Source organism: Streptomyces tardus (assembly GCF_018101125.2).
Taxonomy (GTDB): Bacteria; Actinomycetota; Actinomycetes; order Streptomycetales; family Streptomycetaceae; genus Streptomyces; species Streptomyces tardus.
On the sequence record NZ_JAELVF020000004.1, the window covers coordinates 405952 to 428364 of the forward strand.

General features: G+C 71.9%; 22 protein-coding genes. 17 read left to right on the forward strand and 5 right to left on the reverse strand.

Annotated elements, in window-relative coordinates; translation table 11 throughout:
• Positions 1-19: 19 nt before the first annotated feature.
• Positions 20-880 (reverse strand): SCO6745 family protein, encoded by an 861-nt coding sequence (locus JGS22_RS24290; protein WP_211041042.1) that lies wholly within the window; start codon positions 878-880, stop codon positions 20-22.
• 115 nt (positions 881-995) lie between these two features.
• Between JGS22_RS24290 and JGS22_RS24295 the strand changes: the two genes are divergently transcribed.
• Positions 996-1970, forward strand: coding sequence for a GlxA family transcriptional regulator (locus tag JGS22_RS24295; protein ID WP_211041041.1), 975 nt, complete (start codon positions 996-998; stop codon positions 1968-1970).
• A 155-nt stretch (positions 1971-2125) separates the two neighbouring features.
• Positions 2126-2782: a DJ-1/PfpI family protein gene (locus JGS22_RS24300; RefSeq protein ID WP_211041040.1), complete on the forward strand. Its 657-nt coding sequence runs from the start codon at positions 2126-2128 to the stop codon at positions 2780-2782.
• 527 nt (positions 2783-3309) lie between these two features.
• On the opposite strand, the gene JGS22_RS24305 is transcribed toward JGS22_RS24300, so the two are convergent.
• Positions 3310-4056 carry an enoyl-CoA hydratase/isomerase family protein gene (locus JGS22_RS24305; protein ID WP_211041039.1) on the reverse strand — a complete coding sequence of 249 codons (747 nt, stop codon included), beginning with the start codon at positions 4054-4056 and terminating at the stop codon, positions 3310-3312.
• A gap of 402 nt (positions 4057-4458) precedes the next feature.
• Between JGS22_RS24305 and JGS22_RS24310 the strand changes: the two genes are divergently transcribed.
• Positions 4459-4932: an ATP-binding protein gene (locus JGS22_RS24310; protein ID WP_211041038.1), complete on the forward strand. Its 474-nt coding sequence runs from the start codon at positions 4459-4461 to the stop codon at positions 4930-4932.
• A gap of 137 nt (positions 4933-5069) precedes the next feature.
• On the opposite strand, the gene idi is transcribed toward JGS22_RS24310, so the two are convergent.
• Together idi and JGS22_RS24320 are read right to left on the reverse strand one after the other, a co-directional pair.
• Positions 5070-5630, reverse strand: coding sequence for an isopentenyl-diphosphate Delta-isomerase (gene idi / locus JGS22_RS24315; protein WP_236074325.1), 561 nt, complete (start codon positions 5628-5630; stop codon positions 5070-5072).
• 52 nt (positions 5631-5682) lie between these two features.
• Positions 5683-6621: a cation diffusion facilitator family transporter gene (locus tag JGS22_RS24320; RefSeq protein WP_211041036.1), complete on the reverse strand. Its 939-nt coding sequence runs from the start codon at positions 6619-6621 to the stop codon at positions 5683-5685.
• Positions 6622-7060: 439 nt separating this feature from the next.
• Here JGS22_RS24320 and JGS22_RS24325 point away from each other — a divergent pair, with 439 nt between their 5' ends.
• From JGS22_RS24325 to JGS22_RS24360, 8 genes are all read left to right on the forward strand, one after another.
• Complete coding sequence (locus JGS22_RS24325; protein ID WP_211041051.1) at positions 7061-8869, forward strand: DUF5941 domain-containing protein; 1809 nt, start codon at positions 7061-7063, stop codon at positions 8867-8869.
• Positions 8866-9618, forward strand: a complete 753-nt coding sequence (locus tag JGS22_RS24330) for a phosphocholine cytidylyltransferase family protein (RefSeq protein WP_211041035.1) — start codon at positions 8866-8868, stop codon at positions 9616-9618. The genes JGS22_RS24325 and JGS22_RS24330 overlap by 4 nt, the downstream gene beginning before the upstream one ends.
• Entirely contained in the window at positions 9606-10667 is a 1062-nt protein-coding gene (locus JGS22_RS24335) for an iron-containing alcohol dehydrogenase family protein (protein ID WP_211041034.1), read from the forward strand. The genes JGS22_RS24330 and JGS22_RS24335 overlap by 13 nt, the downstream gene beginning before the upstream one ends.
• Positions 10645-11430 carry a CDP-alcohol phosphatidyltransferase family protein gene (locus tag JGS22_RS24340; RefSeq protein WP_211041033.1) on the forward strand — a complete coding sequence of 262 codons (786 nt, stop codon included), beginning with the start codon at positions 10645-10647 and terminating at the stop codon, positions 11428-11430. Before JGS22_RS24335 ends, JGS22_RS24340 begins: the two co-directional genes overlap by 23 nt.
• Positions 11431-11501: 71 nt before the next feature.
• Entirely contained in the window at positions 11502-12356 is an 855-nt protein-coding gene (locus JGS22_RS24345) for a glycosyltransferase family 2 protein (RefSeq protein ID WP_211041050.1), read from the forward strand.
• Between the two features lie 93 nt (positions 12357-12449).
• Positions 12450-13385 carry an ABC transporter permease gene (locus JGS22_RS24350; RefSeq protein WP_211041032.1) on the forward strand — a complete coding sequence of 312 codons (936 nt, stop codon included), beginning with the start codon at positions 12450-12452 and terminating at the stop codon, positions 13383-13385.
• Complete coding sequence (locus tag JGS22_RS24355; RefSeq protein WP_211041031.1) at positions 13372-14205, forward strand: ABC transporter ATP-binding protein; 834 nt, start codon at positions 13372-13374, stop codon at positions 14203-14205. The genes JGS22_RS24350 and JGS22_RS24355 overlap by 14 nt, the downstream gene beginning before the upstream one ends.
• A 368-nt stretch (positions 14206-14573) precedes the next feature.
• Positions 14574-15644, forward strand: coding sequence for a polyprenyl synthetase family protein (locus JGS22_RS24360; protein ID WP_211041049.1), 1071 nt, complete (start codon positions 14574-14576; stop codon positions 15642-15644).
• Positions 15645-15805: 161 nt separating this feature from the next.
• On the opposite strand, the gene JGS22_RS24365 is transcribed toward JGS22_RS24360, so the two are convergent.
• Complete coding sequence (locus tag JGS22_RS24365) at positions 15806-16597, reverse strand: tyrosine-protein phosphatase (RefSeq protein ID WP_211041030.1); 792 nt, start codon at positions 16595-16597, stop codon at positions 15806-15808.
• Between the two features lie 128 nt (positions 16598-16725).
• Here JGS22_RS24365 and JGS22_RS24370 point away from each other — a divergent pair, with 128 nt between their 5' ends.
• The 6 genes from JGS22_RS24370 to JGS22_RS24395 all read left to right on the forward strand — a co-directional run bounded on the left by JGS22_RS24370 (position 16726) and on the right by JGS22_RS24395 (position 22154).
• The gene (locus JGS22_RS24370; RefSeq protein WP_211041029.1) at positions 16726-17394 is read left to right on the forward strand and encodes an alpha-ketoglutarate-dependent dioxygenase AlkB family protein; all 669 of its coding nucleotides are present in this window, start codon (positions 16726-16728) and stop codon (positions 17392-17394) included.
• A 746-nt stretch (positions 17395-18140) separates the two neighbouring features.
• On the forward strand, positions 18141-20132 hold the full coding sequence (locus JGS22_RS26620) for a sensor histidine kinase (protein WP_236074327.1): 1992 nt from the start codon (positions 18141-18143) through the stop codon (positions 20130-20132).
• Positions 20133-20236: 104 nt separating this feature from the next.
• Complete coding sequence (locus JGS22_RS24380; protein ID WP_216815150.1) at positions 20237-20653, forward strand: roadblock/LC7 domain-containing protein; 417 nt, start codon at positions 20237-20239, stop codon at positions 20651-20653.
• Positions 20654-20658: 5 nt separating this feature from the next.
• Positions 20659-21033: a DUF742 domain-containing protein gene (locus JGS22_RS24385; RefSeq protein ID WP_216815151.1), complete on the forward strand. Its 375-nt coding sequence runs from the start codon at positions 20659-20661 to the stop codon at positions 21031-21033.
• Positions 21011-21631 (forward strand): GTP-binding protein, encoded by a 621-nt coding sequence (locus JGS22_RS24390; protein WP_216815152.1) that lies wholly within the window; start codon positions 21011-21013, stop codon positions 21629-21631. The genes JGS22_RS24385 and JGS22_RS24390 overlap by 23 nt, the downstream gene beginning before the upstream one ends.
• On the forward strand, positions 21582-22154 hold the full coding sequence (locus tag JGS22_RS24395) for a GAF domain-containing protein (RefSeq protein WP_211043757.1): 573 nt from the start codon (positions 21582-21584) through the stop codon (positions 22152-22154). The genes JGS22_RS24390 and JGS22_RS24395 overlap by 50 nt, the downstream gene beginning before the upstream one ends.
• Positions 22155-22413: the final 259 nt, after the last annotated feature.

The following is a 22413-nucleotide window of genomic DNA, read 5'->3' on the forward strand; positions in this document are numbered from 1 at the left end:
CCTCGGCCGCCGCGCCCTGCTACTTGCCGATCAGGTCCTGCGGGAACGCCCCCGACTCGGCGGCTTTCAGGGTGAGTTGGCCGGCCAGCTCGGTCAGCCGGGCCACGCCGGTGGCGCCCAGGTGCTCGTACGGCGCGCGGTCCAGCTCGTCGGTGCGGCGTTCGATCTCCTTGCGCAGCCCGAGCCCCTCCTCCGTCAACTCGTGGTCGGCGGTGAGCAGTCCGCGAGCGGTCAGGCCCTCCAGGGTCTGCTCCCACTCCTTCCGGGTGAAGCCGCGGGTGCGCAGCACCCAGCCGGTACTCATGCCCCGACCGCTGGCCGTGTGGGTGGCCTGGGCATCCAGACCGCTGAGCCCGGCGCCCGCGAGTACGGCGAGGTGGCCGTCGCCGCGGTGCTCCCGCAACAGGGTGCAGGCGTGCCACAGCGCCAGGTGCGGCGCCTCGGGCACCGGCAGATCGGCGTTGCCCGCGTACAGCGGACGTGCTTCCCTGCCGCACGCCTCGGACGCGCGCAGCGCCAGCTCCGCGGCCTCGGAGACCTCCTCGGAGGCGACGCCGTCCTCGCCCCAGAGTCGCCGCAGAAGTGCGTCCACCGCTTCCAATCGGGTCTCCAGGGCCTGCTGGGGGGTGATCGTCTCCCACAGTTGCGGCACCCGCTCGGCGATGACCCGGTGGCCGAAGGAGTAGAAGGTCGCGGTGACCGTGCCCGCGCCCACGGCGCCCATCGGAGCCGCCCGGGCGGCCAGATAGGCGGAGAGGGGGTCGCTCACACCGGCGGCGGCGTAGTGCTCGTTGATCTCTTTGGAGAAGTAGATCGCCGAGTGGATCGGGTTGACCACGCTGTGGCAGCGGCGGCCGGCGCGCTCGTCTTGGAGAGTCATGGTGCGGATGTTACGCAGCGGTCGCTTAGTGCGGCAGAGGTGGCCCTCGTCGATGGCTGAAAAGGTGGGGAACGCGTCCTTGCCGCCAACAGGGCCGCGCCCCAAGGATGTCCGTATGCGCTCCCGCACCGTGCTGTGCACCCTCTTCGACCGGGTGCAGAGCCTCGACGTCATCGGCCCTCTGGAGGTCTTCGCCGCGGCGAGCGACTTCGCGGTGGCCGAGGGGCGGCCCGGGTACACCGTCCGCACCGCCTCGCCGGACGGCCGTGCGGTCACCAGCACCTGCGGGGTGCGCCTGGAGCCGGACGGGGCGCTGCCGTCGGCCCGTACACCGCACACCCTGATCGTCCCCGGAGGTCCGGGCACCAGGGGCGGGCAGCCGGAGATCGCCGACTGGGTGCGCCGTCGGGCGGCCAGGATCGAACGGCTCGCCTCGGTCTGCACCGGCGCCTTCGTCCTTGCCCGGGCAGGGCTGCTCGACGGTCGGCGCGCCACCACGCACTGGGCCCACTGCGAGAGCCTGGCGCGGGCGAACCCGGCGATCGACGTCCAACCGGACGCGATCTTCGTACGCGACGGCCGGGTGTCGACCTCGGCCGGAGTGACCAGCGGAATCGACCTGGCGCTCGCCCTCGTGGAGGAGGACCTCGGGCGGCGGATCGCGCTGACCGTCGCGCGGATGCTCGTCGTCTTCCTGCGACGGCCGGGAAACCAGGCCCAGTTCAGCGCGCAGCTGGCCGCTCAGACAGCTGCGCGCGAGCCGTTGCGGGAGGTCCAGTCGTGGATCTCCGAGCACCCCGAGGCGGATCTGAGCGTGCCCGCTCTGGCGGAGCGCGCCGCCCTCTCCCCGCGCCACTTCGCCCGCGCCTTCCGCGAGGAGGTGGGCGTCCCTCCCGCGCGCTACGTCGCCGGGGTGCGACTCGAACTCGCCAGGCAGCGGCTGGAGGACACCGGCGACGGGGTCGAGGAGATCGCCCGTTCCTGCGGCTACGGGACCCCGGAGGCCATGAGGCGCGCCTTCCTCGCTGCACTCGGGCTGCCGCCCGCCGAGTACCGCCGTCGCTTCGACAGCCAGGCAGCCGGCCCCTGACCCGTGCACGGCACCGCGGCGCCCGCTGCCGTCGCCGCGCCGCAGAGCACACGGGCCCACCGGCCCCGGCCCGCCCGAACCGTCCGACCAATCGTCAACAGCCCTGCCGCGCCGAGCGGTTGGGGTGTCACCCTCCGTGAAGAAAGGATCACCCCATGACGTTCGCCGAGCTCCCCGCGGAGCCCACCGTCGCCATCGTGCTCTACCCCGGCTTCACTTCGCTGGACGCCGTCGGCCCCTACGAGACGCTGAGCAATCTGCCCGGCGCCCGTACCGTATTCGTCGCCGCGCGCCCCGGACCGGTCACCAACGACGGCGGGGCGCTGACCCTGGTCGCCGGTGCCGGGTTCGAGGAGGTTCCGCGCCCCGACGTCGTCGTGGTGCCGGGCGGCCCGCCGGAGAACGTCGCCGCGGCCCGTGAGGACGTCGTGCCCTGGCTGCGCGCCGTCGACCCGTACACCACCGTGACCGCCTCGGTGTGCACCGGTTCGCTGCTGCTCGCCGACGCGGGGCTGCTGGAGGGGAGGCGCGCCACCACCCACTGGCTCGTGCTGGAGCATCTGGCCACGCTCGGCTGCTTCCCGGTCTCCGAACGGGTGGTCACCGACGGGAAGTACGTGACGGCGGCTGGTGTCTCGGCCGGTATCGACATGGGGCTCGGCCTCGCCGCCGAACTCGCCGGCGAGCGCGTCGCCCAGCGCATCCAGCTGATGATCGAGTACGATCCGGCGCCACCGTTTCGCGCCGGTTCGCCGGCCACCGCTCCGGCGGAGATCGTCCAGGAGCTGCGCGAGGTCGGCCTCGGCCTCTGAGCGCGGGGCGCGTCGCCCGAGCGGCGGGGCGCGTCAACAGCCCGGTGGGCAGCGGGTTCGGGCCCGGCGCGGCCTGACCGCGGCGCACCGGCCGGACCTGGCGGGCGTCGTCCGTCCCCGCCGGCATCGTCCCGGTAGTCGAACGCGGGGCGCGGCGCGGTCGCTTGAGCACGCGTGCCCGTTCGAGGCCGACCGCCTCCTCGACCCTCGCCGGGAGGTTGAGCGCGGCGGTCCGCGGCCCGTACCCCCTCCTGCACCGGGGCGTCCTCGCACAGCCGCCCGCGCAGGATCCCGCCGGACCCGGTTCGGGATATCTGACCGGAGACGAAGAGGAGTTCCCCCATCGAGTAGTCGCCGCGTACGCGTAGCGGGGTGCGCCGAGGACCGGCAGCTCGATCCCGAGGGCGGTCAAGCGGTCCCGGGTCCCCTTCCGCGGCCCGCTCACAGCTGCTCCCCCAATGCGGGAAACAGGGGTGGCCGGGCGCTGTCGTGCTTCGGGCGGGCGCTCACCGCATGCTCGACAGGTTCTAGGGCGACCAGGGGAAACGAGCCGGGCGGCGCTCCAGGAACGCCGCGGCGCCTTCCGCCAACTCGCCGCTCTCGCGGGCGACATGCTCCCAGTGCCGCTGCCGTTCCGGGTCCGGCGGTCCGTCGACGTACTCCTTGGCGGTGAACTGGGTCAGCCGCGAGCGCGAGACGAGCAGCGCGGTGAACTCCGCGACCCTGGCCTCCAGTGCGCCCGCCGGAAGGACCTCGTCGGCCAGTCCGATCCGCAGCGCGCGGGCTGCGCCGATCAACTCCGCGGAGTACAGCAGGTGCTTGGTCGCCGAGGGGCCCGCGAGGCGCACCAGCCGCTGGGTCGAGGAGGCGGCGTACACCACTCCGAGCCGGGCCGGGGTGACGCCGAACCGGGCGTCCTCGTCGGCGAACCGCAGATCACAGGCGACCGCGAGCTGAGCCCCGCCGCCGACGCAGTGGCCGCGCACGACGGCCAAAGTGGGGCCGGGGAAGCCGGCCAGCGCCTCCTCGGCGCGCACCGCGAGGTCCTGCACATCGACGTCCGGGCTGAAGCTGCCGATGTCGGCACCTGCGCAGAAGGTGGCGCCGTACCCGGTGAGCACCACCGCGTGCACCTGCGACGTGGCGGCCAACTCCGCGAGCAGTGGCGGGAGTTCGCGCCACATCGACGGGGTCATGGCATTGCGCTTGGCGGGGTTGCGCAGGGTGATGGTGGCGATGCCGTCAGCCGTCGAACACTCCAGACCTGGCTCCATGGACGCCTATGTTACTGGCGCGTCGGGTGGCCTGAAGCAGCCGCCGGGTCGATGTGCCACCGCGGGATTGCGCGTCTACTGCCAGTAGACGCGCAATCGGCGTTCCGGTGCGGCCGGTACGGGTGGACCGAGCGTGCCGAAACGGGGCGACCGGGGCGAATGGAACGAGGTGGTGAGCCCGGGATGTGGCGCCCGGCGATCGGGAGCAGCCATTGACGCGTCAGGAACGATCGCGATCAAACAAAAAAAGCGCAAAACCGCGCCAGTTGCGGTCAGTACCCCCGGCGGGCGAGCCATCAGCCAACACTCGAAGTCAGACAGAGCTCGCGACGCCGCACTGCCGAGGTGCGCGGCCGGGCGCCAGTCCCTGGACAACCGCGTAGAGGGTGGGTGCCGGAAACGATGGAGAGCGGAATTCCGCTGTCACAGACCTCAGCTCCGCCTCCGGCACCGTACGAAGGTGCCTGGCGCTTCACCGCGCCGGCGACGGACTCGTCGGTGCCGCGGGCGCGGCGCGCCGTGCGGGAGCTGATCGAGCGCCAGCAAGCACCGGTGACGGACGACCAACTGCACGGACTGATGCTGATCGTCTCGGAGTTGGTGACCAACGCGGTGCGGCACGCGGCCCTGCTGTCGCCCGAACTCGGCGTGGAGGTCGCGCTGAGCCGCGGGTGGGTGAAGGTCGCCGTCGAGGACAGCCACCCTTATCGCCCCAAGGCGCTGGCCGCCGACCCCGACCAGCAGCACACCGGCGGGCGCGGGCTGCTGCTGGTCAAGAGCGTGGTGGACGAGTCCGGAGGAGTCTGCGACATCGAACAGACGGCGGCCGGCGGCAAGATCATCTGGGCGGCTCTGCCGCTTCCCCTGACGCTCTGACCCTCCGGCGCGCGGCGGTCGGCGTCGCGGCCCGCAGGTCGCCGCCCGCACCTCACGGCCGGCCCGTACATCTGCCGACTGCCGTCCGCCGCGCGTGAATTGGGCGCGGAGCCCCCGTGCTCGCCGCGCCCTGACCGCTACCAGCCCGCGTCGGACGGGGTGACCTCGCGGATGCCCGGCCGCGCGGCGTCCAGCACCGTCATGAACCAGGCCGAGAAGGTGTCGCGGTCGTGGCGCTCCTTGAGCTCCTGGGGTGTGACGAAGGCGAGGTCCGCGATCTCCTCGGGTGCGGGCTCGGTGGGTGCGGTCACCCGGCCGACGAAGAGGTGGTTGTACTCCTGCTCCACCAGTCCGGAGGCCGGGTCCGGATGGTTGTAGCGGACGGTGCCCGCCTCCTGGAGCAGCGCGGGTGCGATCCCCAGCTCCTCGCCCACGCGCCGGGCCGCCGCCACGAACGGCGGTTCGCCCGGATACGGGTGTCCGCAGCAGGAGTTGGACCACACGCCGGGGGAGTGGTACTTGCCGAGGGCGCGCTGCTGGAGCAGCAGCCGCCCCCGCTCGTCGAAGAGGAAGACGGAGAAGGCGCGGTGCAGCTGCCCCGGGGCCTGATGAGCGGCGAGCTTCTCGGCCGTACCGGTCGTGGTGCCGCTCTCGTCGACCAGTTCGAGCATGATCGGAGCCGCGGGCTGTAGTGCCATCTGTCTACCTTCGTCCTTGTCCTGGTGGGCTGACGCGGACGTCCTACCCAGCTCAGTGGCAAACTCTTCTCTCGTGCCTGGCATGGCCGTGCGGCTCCAACTGGAACGTGCAGTGCTCGACGTCGAAGTGCGAACCGAGGCAGTCCTGCAACTCGTGCAGGACCCGCTCGTTTCCCTTGTCGTTGAGCGTCTCGCGGCTGACGACCACGTGGGCGGAGAGCACCGGCATGCCCGAGGTGATCGTCCACACGTGCAGATCGTGCAGCTCCTCCACCCCCGGCATGGCGAGGATGTGCGTTCGAAGCTCGTCCAGGTCGACGTTCCTGGGCGCGGCCTCCAGCAGTACGTCGACCGCCTCGCGTGCCAGCTTCAGCGTACGCGGGATGATCATAAGCGCGATCAGCAGCGAGGCGACCGGGTCGGCCTGGGCCCAGCCCGTGGTGATGATGACGAGCGCCGCGACCACGACCGCCAGTGAGCCGAGTGCGTCCGCCAGCACCTCCAGGAAGGCGCCGCGGATGTTGAGGCTCTCCTTCTGTCCGCGCATGAGCAGGGTGAGGGAGACGAGGTTGAGGGCGAGACCGACCACACCGAAGACGATCGTCAGTCCGCCGGGGACCTCGACGGGGTTGCGGAAGCGTTCGATGGACTCGACGAGGATGTAGCCGCCGACCCCGAGCAGCAGCAGGCAGTTGAGCAGTGCGGCGAGGATTTCGACGCGTGCGAAGCCGAAGGTGCGGCGGGCCTCGGTCGGCCGGTTGGCGAAGTGGATCGCGAGCAGTGCCATACCGACACCCACGGCGTCGGTGGCCACGTGACCGGCGTCCGCCAGCAGCGCGAGCGAGCCGGTCAGCCAGGCTCCCACCGCCTGGGCGACCAGCAGTGCCAGTGCGATGCCCAGTGCGATCCGCAGCCGGCCGCGGTACGCGGCGGCGGCCGTACCGGTGGTGCCGTGCGGTCGCGGTCCGCCGTGGTCGTGTCCCGCACCCATGAGGAGCGCCTCCCTGCTGCCGGTTCGGCTGCGTCGGTTCCCGGCCTGTTTATCGGCCGACTGCCCGGGCCTGTCCGCTGCCCGGTGTGCGCCCCAGTGAACTACGGGTGGGGGGTATCTGCAACGCGACGCTGAACACCGTTGTCATCTGCTCTGACCTGCAGGTTTGTCGTGCAGGTCAGAGCACGGACGCGCACTCGGGAGGTCGACTGCGGCCCGCACCTCCGACGGCCCGCACGGCTTGTTCGTGGCCTGACAAGGAGGGTGGAGTGAACCTGCGGTGAATGGACTCCTGCGCTGATCGGATAGCCTCTGCCGACATGTCCCGCGCCCTCCGAGGGTGCCGGTGACCGGCCGCCGCGCGCCGACCCGGTCAACGGGCCTCCCGGCGCCGCAGCCGCGGCCCGTGTCCGATCCAGCAGCCAAGGAGTGAGTTCGACTGTCGACCGCCATTCTCACCGGTCCGCCGGTGGCCGGGTCGTCACTGGCGGACGACCTGCGCTCGCTGGGTTTCACGGTGCACGTCGCGAACGCGCCCGCCGAGGTGCCCGCCCTGGTGGCCGACATCCCTCTGGCCGACCGCATCGCGCTGGTGGACGCCCGTTTCATCGGCCACCGGCACAGTCTCCGGCTGGCCCTCACCGACCCGCGCTTCCCGGCCGCCGCGGCGCCCGGCCTGCTCACCGTCACGACCAAGGCGCGCGGGGCCCTCTCGACCGCGCTGCGGAGCGTGGACACCGCCGTCTCCGACGATCCCACCGGTGACCTGGCGACTGCCCTGGAGCGCGAGCAACTGGCCGTGCACCGACCCGAGTTCGGCACTCTGGTCGCCACGGCCCCCACCGACAGCCAGGAGCGGTTGGACGCGCTGCACGCCGTCGACGCCGTCGACGACGAAGCGGTACGGCTGCGTTCCTCGGTGAAGTCGCGGGACGGCTTCTTCACCACCCACTGCATCAGCCCGTACTCCCGCTACGTCGCCCGCTGGTGCGCCCGCCGCGGGCTCACCCCGAACCAGGTCACCACCGCCTCCCTGCTCACCGCGCTGGTCGCGGCAGGCTGCGCGGCCACCGGGACCCGGCCCGGCTTCGTGGCGGCCGGCCTCCTGCTGCTCGCCTCCTTCGTACTGGACTGCGCGGACGGGCAGTTGGCCCGCTACTCGCTCCAGTACTCCACGCTCGGCGCCTGGTTGGACGCCACCTTCGACCGCGCCAAGGAGTACGCGTACCTCGCCGGTCTCGCGCTCGGCGCCGCGCGCGGCGGGGAGGACGTGTGGGGGCTGGCGCTGGGTGCGATGGTTCTCCAGACCGTTCGCCATGTCATCGACTTCGCCTTCAACGAGGCCAACCACGACGCCACCGCGAACACCAGTCCCACCGCCTCGCTCTCCGACCGACTGGACGGTGTCGGCTGGACCGTCTGGGCCCGCCGCATGGTCATCCTGCCGATCGGCGAACGCTGGGCGCTGATAGCCCTGCTCACCGCCCTCACCACGCCCCGCATCACCCTCACCGTGCTGATCGTCGCGGGTGCGTTGGCCGGCTGCTACACCCTGGCCGGCCGCGTGCTGCGCTCGGTCAACCGCCGTGCGATCCGCACCGATCGGGCCGCCCGGGCGCTGCGGGAGCTGAGCGGCGAGGGGCCGCTCGCGGAGGCGGCGGGCAGCTTCGGCTTCCGCCCCGGCCCCGCGTCCGCCCTCGCCGGTGCCGGTACGGCCGCGCTGCTGGCCACGGCGCTGTTCGCGCCGCTGGGCGGTTGGCAACTCCCGCTGGTGGCCCTCGGGTACGCCGTACTGGCCGGCCTTGCTGCGGCCCGCCCGCTCAAGGACAGACTGGACTGGCTGCTGCCGCCGCTCTTCCGTGCCGCCGAGTACCTCACGATCCTGGTGCTGGCACTCCGCTTCGCCCACGCCGACGATCCGGTGAACGGCGCTTTGCCTGCCGCTTTCGGCCTGGTGTCGGCTCTCGCCTACCATCACTACGACACGGTGTACCGCATCCGCGGCGGCACCGGCGCGCCGCCGCGCGGGCTGGTGCGCGCCACCGGGGGGCACGAGGGACGTACCGTGCTGATCGCGGTCGTCGCGGCAGCGACCTTCGGTACCGACTGGCTCGACGGACAAGGTTTCCCGCTGGTGATCTCGGCCCTGGCCGTGGCGCTGGCACTCATCGTGCTGGTGGAATCCATCCGCTTCTGGATGTCCTCCACAGCACCCGCAGTACACGACGAAACAGGAGAACCCGCATGATCGGCCTCGTGCTGGCCGCCGGCGCCGGACGGCGTCTGCGTCCCTACACCGACACTCTGCCCAAGGCCCTGGTGCCGGTCGGCCCCGAGGGCCAGGAGGAGTCGCTGACCGTCCTGGACCTCACGCTCGGCAACTTCGCCGAGGTCGGCATCACCGAGGTGGCGATCGTCGTCGGCTACCGCAAGGAGGCCGTGTACGAGCGCAAGGAGGCGCTGGAGGCCAAGTACGGCGTCACCCTCACGCTCATCGACAACGACAAGGCCGAGGAGTGGAACAACGCCTACTCCCTGTGGTGCGCCCGTGACGCCATCAAGCACAGCGTCATCCTCGCCAACGGCGACACCGTGCACCCGGTCTCGGTCGAGAAGACCCTCCTTGCCGCGCGCGGCAAGGGCCAGAAGATCATCCTCGCGCTGGACACCGTGAAGGACCTGGCCGACGAGGAGATGAAGGTCGTCGTCGACCCGGCCACCGGTGTCAGCAGGATCACCAAGCTGATGGACCCCTCCGAGGCCACCGGGGAGTACATCGGCGTCACCCTCATCGAGGGCGAGGCGGCCGACGAGCTCGCGGACGCGCTGAAGACCACCTTCGAGCGCGACCCGGACCTCTACTACGAGGACGGCTACCAGGAGCTGGTCAACCGCGGCTTCCGCATCGACATCGAGCCGATCGGCGATGTCCGGTGGGTCGAGATCGACAACCACGAGGACCTCGCCAAGGGCAGGGAGATCGCGTGCCAGTACTGACGAGGCTCATCCCCTCGCCGGTCGTCGTCGACATCCGTCCGGGCGCGCTGAACGACCTGGCGAGTGTCCTCGCCGACCAGCGAATCTCCGCCTCCGGCAAGCTGGCTGTCGCGATCAGCGGCGGCTCCGGGGCCCGGCTGCGCGAGCGGCTGGCCCCGGCGCTGCCCGGCGCCAGCTGGTACGAGGTCAGCGGCGGAACCCTGGACGACGCGATCCAGCTCGCCGAAGCGATGAAGTCCGGCCGCTACGACGCGGTCGTCGGACTCGGCGGCGGCAAGATCATCGACTGTGCGAAGTTCGCCGCCGCCCGGATCGGCCTGCCGCTCGTCGCGGTGGCGACCAACCTCTCGCACGACGGCCTGTGTTCACCGGTCGCCACCCTCGACAACGACGCCGGGCGCGGCTCGTACGGGGTGCCGAACCCGATCGCCGTCGTCATCGACCTGGACGTCATCCGCGAGGCCCCCGCACGCTTCGTGCGCTCGGGCATCGGCGACGCGCTCTCCAACATCTCCGCCGTGGCGGACTGGGAGCTGTCCGCCCGCGAGACCGGCGAGCAGATCGACGGACTGGCCGCGGCCATGGCGCGCCAGGCGGGCGAGGCGGTGCTGCGCCACCCCGGCGGGGTGGGCGACGACGCCTTCCTCCAGGTGCTCGCCGAGGGCCTGGTGCTGACCGGCATCTCGATGTCGGTTGCCGGTGACAGCCGTCCGGCCTCCGGCGCCTGTCACGAGATCAACCACGCCTTCGACCTCACGTTCCCCAAGCGGGCCGCGAGCCACGGCGAACAGTGCGGTCTGGGCGCGGCGTTTGCGATGCACCTGCGCGGTGACCGGGAGGCATGCGCGCAGATGGCCGACGTGCTGCGAAGGCACCGGCTGCCCGTGCTGCCGGCCGACATCGGCTTCTCCGTCGAGGAGTTCGTCCAGGTCGTCGAGTTCGCACCCAAGACCCGTCCGGGCCGCTACACGATCCTGGAGCACCTGGACCTGACCACCGAACAGATCAGGGACGCGTACGCCGACTATGCAAAAGCCATCGGTAGCTGAACTCCGACCGGTCGTCCACCCCGAAGGGGTCAAGGACCGCCGCAGCGGTGAGCACTGGGCAGGCCGCCTGTACATGCGCGAGATTTCGCTGCGCTGTGACAGGTACCTGGTGAACACCCGGATCACTCCGAACCAGCTCACGTACCTGATGGTCGTCGCCGGTGTGCTGGCGGGCGCGGCGCTGCTGGTGCCGGGCCTGACCGGCGCGCTGGTCGCCGCCCTGCTCATCCAGCTCTACCTGCTGTTGGACTGCGTGGACGGCGAGTTGGCCCGCTGGCGCAAGCAGACCTCGGTGACCGGCGTCTACCTGGACCGGGTCGGCCACTATCTGGCCGAGGCCGCGCTGCTCGTCGGCTTCGGACTGCGGGGCGCCGACCTCCTCGCCCGCGAGGGCGCCTCGGCCAACTGGATGTGGGCCTTCCTCGGCGCCGTCGCGGCGCTCGGCGCGATCCTCATCAAGGCCGAGACGGACCTCGTGGACGTCGCACGGGCACGCAGCGGACTGGAGACGGCCAAGGACGAGGCGGCCACGCCCCGTTCCTCCGGGCTGGCGCTCGCCCGACGGGCGGCGGCGGCGCTGAAGTTCCACCGGCTGGTCGGCGGAGTCGAGGCGTCACTGCTGATCCTGGCGCTGGCGATCGTCGACACGGTCGCGGGCGGGATCTTCTGGACCCGCTTCGGCATCGCGCTGCTGGCCGGTATCGCGGTCCTCCAGACCGTGCTCCACCTGGTGTCCATCCTCGCCTCCCGGAGGCTGAAGTGAGCACCGGGGCCGACGGGGAGACCGCATCGCGGGCGGCGGAGTCCTTCCGCCTCGCCGCGGTCGTCATCACCATGGGCAACCGGCCGGCGGAGCTCGCAGAGCTGCTGGAGTCGGTCGCCAAGCAGGAGGGGCCGCCGGTCGAGGTGGTGGTGGTCGGCAACGGCGCGCCGCTGCCCGACCTCCCCGAGGTGCCCGGCGGGCTGCGCACCGTCGAACTGCCGGAGAACCTCGGCATCCCCGGTGGCCGCAACGCCGGTGTCGAGGCGTTCGGAGCCGACGGCCGGGAGGTCGACGCCGTCCTCTTCCTGGACGACGACGGCCTGCTGCCCGGCACCGACACCGCCCGGCTTTGCCGCGAGGCGTTCACCGCCGATCAGGAGCTGGGCATCATCAGCTTCCGGATCGCCGACCCGGAGACCGGCGAGACCCAGCGCAGACACGTTCCCCGGCTGCGCGCCGCCGACCCGATGCGCTCCTCGCGCGTGACGACCTTCCTCGGCGGCGCCAGCGCCGTGCGCACCAAGGTCCTGGCGCAGGTCGGCGGGTTGCCGGGCGACTTCTTCTACGCCCACGAGGAGACCGACCTGGCCTGGCGGGCGCTGGACGGCGGGTGGGGCATCGAGTACCGGGCCGACATGGTGCTGCACCACCCCACCACCTCGCCCTCCCGGCACGCGGTCTACCACCGGATGGTGGCCCGCAACCGCGTCTGGCTCGCCCGGCGCAACCTCCCGCTGCCGCTGATCCCGGTCTACCTCGGGGTGTGGGTGCTGCTCACGCTGGCCCGTCGTCCCTCCGGACAGGCGCTGAAGGCGTGGCTGGGCGGTTTCAAGGAGGGCTGGACCACTTCCAGCGGCCCCAGGCGGGCCATGAGGTGGCGTACCGTGTGGCGGATGGCCCGTCTGGGCCGACCGCCGGTCATCTGACAGGCTCGGATCTGAGAACATCGGGTCCCACCCCATCTCACGGTGGATCTCAGCTTTTGTGAGCCCTTGCAGAGTGAGGACGAAAGTTTCAACGTGAGCGAGTCAACGCACGACGGTGCGATCGCTGTCAGTCCCCGCCCCGGAAGCGACGAAGGCCTGTCCCCGGCCGAACTCGCGGCCAAGTACGGGCTGTCGCAGTCAGGAGCAAGGCCGTCACTGGGCGGCTACGTCAAGCAGCTGTGGGGGCGGCGCCACTTCATCCTGACGTTCTCCCGGGCGAAGCTGCACGCCCAGTACAGCCAGGCCAAGCTCGGCCAGCTGTGGCAGGTGATGACCCCGCTGCTGAACGCGGGCGTCTACTTCCTGATCTTCGGCCTGATCCTGAAGGCCGGCCGGGGCATGGACATCAGGGACTACATCCCGTTCCTGATCATCGGGGTGTTCGTCTTCACCTTCACCCAGAGCTCCGCGCTCGCCGGTGTGCGCGCGATCTCCGGCAACCTGGGGCTGGTGCGGGCGCTGCACTTCCCCCGCGCCTCGCTGCCGATCTCCTTCTCGCTCCAGCAGCTCCAGCAGCTGCTGTACTCGATGGTGATCGTCTTCGTCTTCGTGCTGTCCTTCGGCAACTGGCCGCGCTGGTCCTGGCTGCTGATCATCCCGGTGCTGGTGCTCCAGTTCGTCTTCAACACCGGACTGGCGCTGATCCTCGCCCGGATGGGCAGCAAGACCCCCGACCTCGCGCAGCTGATGCCCTTCGTCCTGCGCACCTGGATGTACGCCTCGGGCGTGCTCTTCAGCATCCCGCTGATGCTTCAGGACCGGGACGTTCCCACCTGGATCGTTGACGTGCTCCAGTGGAACCCGGCGGCGATCTACATGGACCTCATCCGCTGCGCCCTCATCGACGGGTACAGCACGGAGAACCTCCCGCCGCTGGTCTGGCCGGCCGCGATCGGCTGGGCCCTGCTGATGGCGGCCGTCGGATTTGTGTACTTCTGGAAGGCGGAGGAGCGTTATGGCCGTGGCTGAGCGAACCGAAGCGGACTCCAACCCCGCTGACTCACCGAACGCCCCGAGTGCCGCGACCGGCGGCATCCCGACGGTGATCGCCGACGAGGTGCACATCGTCTACCGGGTCTACGGCGGCACCAAGGGCAAGGGCAGCGCGACCGCGGCGCTCAACCGGATAGTGCGGCGCGGCAAGGCCGGCCGCGCGGTGCGCGAGGTGCACGCGGTGCGCGGCGTCAGCTTCACCGCCTACCGCGGCGAGGCCATCGGCCTGATCGGCTCCAACGGCTCGGGCAAGTCCACGCTGCTGCGGGCCATCGCCGGACTGCTGCCGCCCGAGCGCGGCACCGTCTACACCGACGGCCAGCCCTCGCTGCTGGGCGTCAACGCCGCGCTGATGAACGACCTCACCGGCGAGCGCAACGTCGTCCTCGGCGGACTGGCCATGGGAATGAGCCGGGATCAGGTCCAGGAGCGCTACCAGCACATCGTCGACTTCTCCGGGATCAACGAGAAGGGCGACTTCATCACGCTGCCCATGCGCACGTACTCCTCGGGCATGGCCGCGCGGCTGCGGTTCTCCATCGCGGCGGCCAAGGACCACGACGTCCTGATGATCGACGAGGCGCTGGCGACCGGCGACAAGAAGTTCCAGAAGCGCTCCGAGGCCCGTATCCGGGAGCTGCGCAAGGAGGCCGGCACGGTCTTCCTGGTGAGCCACAACAACAAGTCGATCAGGGACACCTGCGAGCGGGTGCTGTGGCTCGAGCACGGCGAGCTGCGGATGGACGGGCCCACGGCCGACGTCCTCAAGGAGTACGAGAAGTTCACCGGCAAGTGAGCCCGGTGTGCCCGGACGAGCTCCCGCGCTGCCCGTTTCGGTACCGCGGGTGTTTGCCCGTGCACTCGTTGTAGATCACTCGGCATCGGGGCGAGTGCGCCTGTGCGCCGGGTGAGTGTGCCCCGGGCGCGTGCGACTTCAGGAGTCGGCGGGTGACCATGGGGGCACGGTAGGCGAAGGCCCGACCACCGCGCGGGCCGCCGGAACGAGTTCCGGCGGTTGGTGACGGCACCCGCCAAGTGCCTTTGCGCTACCGCCACTTGAGACGCAGAGGAGACCTAGTGAACCCGGTTCGACCGGCTAACGTCGGCGTCGACGCAGCAGAAGTGCTTCCGTTGCTGGAACGCGGACGCAGCCTCGCTGAACCCATGCTGCGCGAGGCCGTGGCCCGCCTGGCGCCCCCCATGGACACCGTCGCCGCCTACCACTTCGGCTGGATAGACGCCGCTGGGGAGCCGGCCGACGGTGACGGGGGCAAGGCCGTGCGCCCGGCGCTCGCGATGCTGTCCGCAGCCGCGGCGGGCGCCCCGCCGGAGACGGGCATCCCGGGAGCGGTGGCGGTCGAGCTCGTCCACAACTTCTCGCTGCTGCACGACGATCTGATGGACGGCGACGAGCAGCGCCGCCACCGTGACACCGTGTGGAAGGTGCACGGGCCGGCCCAGGCGATCCTGGTGGGCGACGCCCTCTTCGCGTTGGCGAACGAGGTGTTGCTGGAGCTCGGGACCGTTGAAGCCGCCAGAGCAGCCGCCAGGCTGACCGCGGCGACTCGCAAGCTGATCGACGGGCAGGCCCAGGACATCACCTTCGAGACCCGCGACCGGGTGACCGTCGCGGAGTGCCTGGAGATGGAGGGCAACAAGACCGGCGCTCTCCTGGCCTGCGCCGTCTCCATCGGTGCCGTGCTCGGTGGCGCGGACGACCGTACGGCCGGTGCGCTGGAGGCGTTCGGCCACCATCTCGGTCTCGCCTACCAGGCCGTGGACGATCTGCTCGGGATCTGGGGCGACCCGGAGTCGACCGGCAAGCAGACCTGGTCGGACCTGCGGCAGCGCAAGAAGTCGCTGCCGGTCGCAGCGGCCCTGGAGGCGGGCGGCGAGGCTGCAAAGCAGCTCGGCGAGCTGCTCGCCACCGACGCCCATCTGCGGGTCGGCAGCGAGGTCTCCGGCCCCGGGGAGCAGTACGGGCGGCTGGCCGCCGAACATGCCGCGGCCCGCGAGACGGACCCCGCCTCCGATCTGATGGCCGACTTCGACGAGGCGGAGTTCGCCCTCCGGGCCTCGCTGATCGAGCAGGCCGGCGGGCGGGAGTGGACCGCGCAGGAGGCGCGTCGCCAGCACCAGCTCGCGCTGGACGCGCTGGAGAGCGTCGAGCTGCCGCAGGAAGTGCGCGACCAGCTCGCCGCACTTGCGAAGTTCGTCATCGAGCGGCGGCGTTGAGCCCGGCGGTCGTGCGCGGGCGCCGACTCGGTGCCCGCGCACGACCGCCGCGTGTTCCCGGACCGGCCGGCTGCGGAGGACCGCGGCCGGGCGGCTTCGCGTGGTGAGAGCCGGTGCGGTCGGGCGAGCGCCGGCCGGGCCGGCGACGGCCCTACCGTGGCTCAGATCAACATCTGCTCGCGCAGCCGGTCCCGGGTGGCTTCGGACAGCCCCAGCCCGTCGTGCAGATAGCTGTCCACTCCGCCCCAGGTCTCCTCGATCGCCGTGTACGCCGCGCTCAGATAGCTCACCCGTGCGTCGAACAGCGGTGAGAGCAGCTCCGCGATCTCCGGGTCGATCCCCGGCTGCGTCGGGTCGCCCCGGTGGACCTTGTAGCGTCTGCGCGGGTCTCCGGAGAGCAGGTAGTCGGTCTCGATCGCGTCCCGCTCGACCCCGACGGCGAGCAGGGTGACGGCGACGCTCAGGCCCGCCCGGTCCTTGCCGGCCGCGCAGTGCATCAGCGCGGGCACACCGCCCTCGGCCATGCTGTGCAGCACCCGGCTGTGGTCGGCGGTGCGCTCGGTGACGATCGTCCGGTACGTCGCCATCATGTTGGCGGCGGCCTGCCCGTCGCCGAGCGCGGCACGCAGCTCGGGCAGCGCGCCGTCGCGCACCAGCTGCCAGAAGTCGGCGCCGTGCGCGGGGTCGGTGAGCGGTATGTTCACGTTCCGCACGCCCGGCAGCTCGACGTCCGGGCCCTCCAGGGCCTGGTCGGCTGCGTTGCGGAAGTCGAAGACCGTGTGCAGCCCGAGGCCGGTGAGGAACGCCGTGTCCTCGGCGGTGGCGTGTGCCAGATGGCCGCTGCGGAACAGCACGCCCTCGCGGACCCGCCGACCGTCGGTCGTCGGGAGCCCGCCGACGTCACGGAAGTTGCGCACGCCGGTCAGACTGGGCTCGACGGCTTCGGACGTCACATGAACTCCTCGTGTTCGACGGTGCGGCGTCCCCGACGATACGACAACGATGCCTCCGGCAACCATGGGCCGGGGGTGCTCGCGGGCAGCCCCGGGGCGCTGTCGCACCCGGCTCCTACCCTGGAGCGATGACCGAGGAACTCTTTCCGGCCGAGCCGCGGGAGGTGGCACCGGGAGCGGTGCATCTGCCGGGCCGGCTCGGTCGCGAGGAGCAGCGCGAGCTGCTGGCCGCCTGCCGCCGGTGGGCGCTGCCGCCGGCGGGGCTGCGCACGGTGACGATGCCCCGGGGCGGCCGGATGTCGGTGCGCCAGGTCTGCCTCGGCCGGCACTGGTACCCCTACGGCTACGCCCGCACCGTGGTCGACGGCGACGGTGCGCCGGTGAAGGAGTTCCCGGCCTGGCTGGGGGAGTGGGCGCGCGGTGCGGTGGCCGCGGCGTATGACGCGCATCCGCTGCCGGGCGGGCAGCCGGAGCGTCTCGCGTACGACATCGCTCTGGTGAACTTCTACGACGACCGAGCCCGGATGGGGATGCACCGCGACAGCGACGAGCAGTCGTCCGCCCCGGTCGTCTCCTTCAGCCTCGGCGACACCTGCGTCTTCCGCTTCGGCGACGCCGAGGACCGGGGATCGCCGTATGCGGACACCGAGTTGGCCGGCGGCGACGCCTTCGTCTTCGGCGGGCCGGCGCGGCTCGCGTACCACGGCGTCCCGCGCACCCGGCCCGGTACGGCCCCCGCCTGGCTGGGGCTGCGCGGTCGACTCAGCGTCACCGTCCGGCAGTTCGAGCCCTCCTGACCCACACGGCCCGACCGGCCCCGCCGCGGACGGTCCCGGCTCCCGGGCTCGACTGCCCCCACGGGCCACGGGCCACGGGCCACGGGCCACGGGCCACGGGCCACCGGACCCGCCGGGGCCGGTTCGACCGGCCACCGGCTCCACCGGCTTCCGGACGGGGCGGACTGGGCTGCGCAGTGTCCCGGGCTGCCGTACGCCGGAGGTGCCCGTCCGGTGATGCCTGCCCGGGGCCGCCGCCGGCGCCCGGGCGCCGGGACGCACCCGTCGCGGCGGCCGTCCCGCCCCGCGTCCCGCGTCCCGTGCGCCGGGTGCGGGCGGCGCACGGCCCGACTCCCGTACCGGCGTACGGAGTTGGGGGAGCGAACGCGGGCGCGCGCCGGGGGAGTGCGGTACCCGGCGGTGCTCCCGCCGAGAGGCCGGACGCGTGAGATTCACCCGTAGGGAGCTGGCGCGGGGTGGCGAATGAACGGAGTGCACCCTGCCGCCCCGAAGTGCGCCGCTAGCGTGAAACCAACCCCGGCGTCGACGTGCGCTGAACCGTTTCCCCGCGTGCCCAGGCGGGGTTGATCCGACCTCCGAGGACTGCGATGCCTGAATCTGAGAGCTGTGCGGTGCGCAACGGAAGAGGGAAATCCGCTTCCGCGCCTGCCACCGCACCGGTCGGTTCCGTCTCCTCCGGCGCACCTCCCCGGAGCGAGCCCGCAACCGGCGCCCGCAGGCGCGGGCGAACCCCGGGGCGTACGCCGTTGGGGGAGGGCCGTCGACGGGCCCGTCCGGCCGTCCGGCTGACCGCGACCGAGGGCGCCTCGCGGCGTTCGCTGGTACGCCTCGCGGTGGCTCCCGCCGCCGCTGTCACGGTGGTGGCGCTCTGCGCACTGGTCTATGTGCTGGCAGCCGGACCCGGCTCCGCCGACATCGGCGCGGACGGTTGGCTGGTGCTCGTTCTCGCGGTGCTGCTGTGTGCGGCGGCGATCGCGGGAGCGGTCGTTCAGGCCGTCGCGGCGGCGCGCGCCACCGTGGACGGCTACACCGCGCTGCGCCGCACCACCGCGCGGCACCAGGCCGAACTCCAGGCGCTGATCCAGCGGTTGGAGGACGGCGAGCGGCCCCCGCGCCCTGCCCACGGTCCGCTTCCCGAGGCCGCCGCGGACGACGCCTTCGCGCTGCTCAACCGCGAGGTCGTGGCGGCTGCGAGGAGCGCCGAGACCGCGATCGTGGACTCGACGGTGTTCGACCGGCCCACCGGCGGCGGCAACGAGGAGCGGGTCGAGGTCTTCGTCAACCTCTCCCGCCGCCTCCAGTCCCTCGTCCACCGCGAGATCGAGCTGCTGGACGAGCTGGAGAACCAGGTCGAGGACCCCGACCTCCTCAAGGGCCTCTTCCACGTCGACCACCTGGCGACGCGCATCCGCCGCCACGCCGAGAACCTCGCGGTGCTCGGCGGCGCGGTCTCACGACGCCAGTGGGCGCGGCCGGTCACCATGACCGAGGTGCTCCGTTCGGCGATCGCGGAGGTCGAGCACTATCCGCGGATCAAGCTCGTACCGCCCATCGAGGGCAACCTCCACGGCCACGCCGTCGCGGACGTGATCCATCTGCTGGCCGAACTCATCGAGAACGCCTCGGTGTTCTCCGCGCCGCAGACCCAAGTGCTGCTCAGGGCCCAGCATGTGACGGCAGGTCTGGCCGTCGAGGTCGAGGACCGAGGGCTGGGCATGACCGCCGGAGAGCAGAGCAGGATGAACTCCCTGCTCTCCGACCCCGAGCACGTCAACGTCCAGGATCTGCTGCGGGACGGCCGCATCGGCCTGTTCGTCGTCTCGCAGCTCGCCCGCCGGCACGGGATCGTCGTACAGCTGCAGAGCAACATCTACGGCGGCATCCAGGCGGTGCTGATCCTGCCGCGGTCGGTGCTCGGGGAAGATCCGGGAGACACCGGGGCGCAGCCCGTCATCATGCGGCGGGAGCAGGGCTCCGGGAACGGGGCCACGCCTCCGAGGCCCGCCCGTACACCGATCCCGGCCCAGCAGACCGACACCGCGACCGCGAAGCACGGCGCCGCGGACCGGACCGCGAACCCGGGAGCCCGTTCGGGGGCCACCGATCCGGCGGCAGCCCCGGGCCGTTCGGAGGCCGTCGATCCGCTGGACCTGTCCGTACCGTTGGACGGCTTCGGAGCACACCCGGGAGTGGTCCCCTCCTCCCTGGAGGCCGCAGCGGGAACGGAGTTCGGGAGCGGCGGGTTCCTGGACGCCGACCTTCCGGCCACCAGCGGTCCGGTCGTCTCCGCGGAGAGCGCGGGCGCGGTCGACCCGGGAGCCGGGGGGACAGCCAGAGCGGGGGCCGACGCGCCCAGCGGCTCCCACCCGTACGGCGACTCGCTCGGTGGAGCGCGCCCGTACCCGCCCGAGGCCGACCACGACCGTCCGATGCTGCCGCGCCGGCGCAAGCAGGAGCACCTGGTGCCCGAGCTGCGCGAGCTGCCGCCGAACCGGGACGCCTCCGGCGAGTTCGACTTCCACGACCCGGATCTGATGGCGGCGTTCCGACGGGGCACCAGCCTGGCCGACGGCACCCGCAGCACGGACACCCTCGGTGGCCGCGAGCGCCTCCTCGGTCTCGACGAGCCGAGCGGGCCCGTGCACTTCGGCGGCCCGACCTCCGACAGCAGCTCCGGCTCGGCTCCGTTTCCCGGCTCCGGCGCCAACTCCGGGCCCGACGAAGGCGGCCGGCTCTGACCCCCGCCCCGGGCCCGGAAGTCGCCCGACCGCACCCGTACGGCACGTACGCGGAACCCTCGTGGAACGTGTCCGGCCCCACCCATCAAGGAGCGAAAACCATCATGGTGAGCGAAGCCCCCGTCGGACACAGCACCGACCTCTCGTGGCTGCTGACCGGACTTGTCCAGCGAGTGCCGCACTCCCGCAGTGCCCTGCTGCTGTCCTCGGACGGACTGGTCAAGGCGGCCCACGGCCTGGACACCGACACCGCCGACCATCTGGCCGCGCTCTCCTCGGGCCTGTACTCGCTGGCTCGCAGCGCGGGTGTGCGCTTCGGCGACGGGGGCGAGGTGCGGCAGGTGGTGGTCGAACTCAACACCGCGCTGCTGTTCGTCTCCACCGCGGGGCAGGGCGCCTGTCTGGCGGTGCTCGCCGGGCGTGAGGCGGACGCGGCGGTGCTCGGCTATGAGATGGCGATGCTGGTCAAGAGTGTCCGGCCCTATCTGGGCACGCCGGCGCGTCTGCCGGCGGGGCGCTGACCCCGGTGGCGGCAACCTCGGGCGGCCCGTGGCTGGACGGGGACGCCGGCCGGCTGATCCGTCCGTACACCGTGAGTGGCGGACGGACCCGGCCGACGGTCAGCTTCGACCTGCTGACCCTGGTGCGGGCGACGGGCAGCCGCCCGCACAGCCAACTCGGCCCCGACCATGCGCAGGTGCTCGGCCTGTGCGGACGCCCGACCTCGGTGGCGGAGATTGCCGCGCACATCCGGCAGCCTGCCGTGGTGACCAAGGTGCTGCTGTCCGATCTGCTCGACTGCGGCGCGGTGGCCACCAGGGAACCCACGCTGCTCGGCCCCGACTCTCCCGACCTCGCCCTTCTGGAGGCGGTGTTGCATGGACTTCGCGCACGACTGTGACCCCTTTCCCGCTGCCGTGAAGGTACTGATCGCGGGTGGGTTCGGGGTGGGCAAGACGACCTTCGTCGGCGCGGTGAGCGAGATCGAGCCGCTGAGCACCGAGGAGTTGCTCACCCAGATCAGCCGGGCGACCGACAGCCTGGAGGGTGTCGAGGGCAAGGCGACCACCACGGTCGCCATGGACTTCGGCCGGATCACCCTCGGCGCGCGCCACGTCCTGTACCTGTTCGGGACCCCGGGCCAGGAGCGCTTCTGGTTCATGTGGGACGAGCTGTGCGAGGGGGCGCTCGGCGCGGTCGTGCTCGCCGACACCCGGCGCCTGGACCAGTGCTTCGCCGCGGTCGACTTCTTCGAGCGGCGCGGCCTCGGATTCATCGTGGCCGTCAACGAGTTCGAGGGCGCGCACCGCTACACCCACGAGGAGGTGCGTGCCGCGGTGGACCTCGGAGCGGACGTACCCCTGGTGATGTGCGACGCGCGGCACGCCAGTTCGACGACCGAAGTCCTGGTGAACCTGGTCCGGCATCTTATCGAAACGAGGAACGAGCATGCCCCCGAAGTCGTACGACCCCACGAGCCATCTGCTCCTCACCCCTGAGGACAGCGAGGCGCCCCTCCGGGTCGTGCGGCTGCGCGAACTGGGCATCGGCGGCGTGCCGGTCGCGGAGTTCGACGAGTTCGCCCGCGAACTCGCGAGGCTCACCGGAGCGCCCTGGGCGATGGTCAACTTCATCGACGAGCGTCGCCAGTTCTTCGCCGGTCTCCACGCTCCGACAGCCCCCGGCAACGAGCCGGGCACCGCACCGGGGCGGAGCATCCCCGGCCGGGTGATGGCCCGGGACCACGGCTACTGCCCGCACGTCATCGCACGACGCAGGGCGCTGGTGCTGGAGGACGTCTGCGACTACCCCCGGTTCGCCGGGAACCCGATGGTCGACGAGATCGGCGTCCGCTCCTACCTCGGAGCGCCGCTGATGGACCGTACGGGGTTGGCGCTCGGAACCGTCTGCGTGGTCGCCCAGGAACCGCGGCCGTGGGGGTTGCAGGGGCTGCAGACCATCAAGGCGAAGGCCGCGGAGCTGGTCGCCGGAATTCTGCGGAGGGAACAGCGGCTGCCCTGAGCCGAATCGGCGGACGAACTTCCCCCGTCCCCGCCGGCTTCGGGGCCGCCGCGCCTCCGGGGTGGTCGGCCCGGAACGACGGCCGGGCAGCAGCACGCGGCGCCCGTCGCGTCCGACCCACCCGTACCGGTCGCGGAACCGAAGCGCGCGGGCGCGTACCGAGGGCGCCCATGGAGGACGCGCACCGAGCGCGCGCACCGGCGCCCGCGCGCCTGCCGCAGCACCATGGCCGAAAATGGTGCACGGCGGCCGAAGCCGC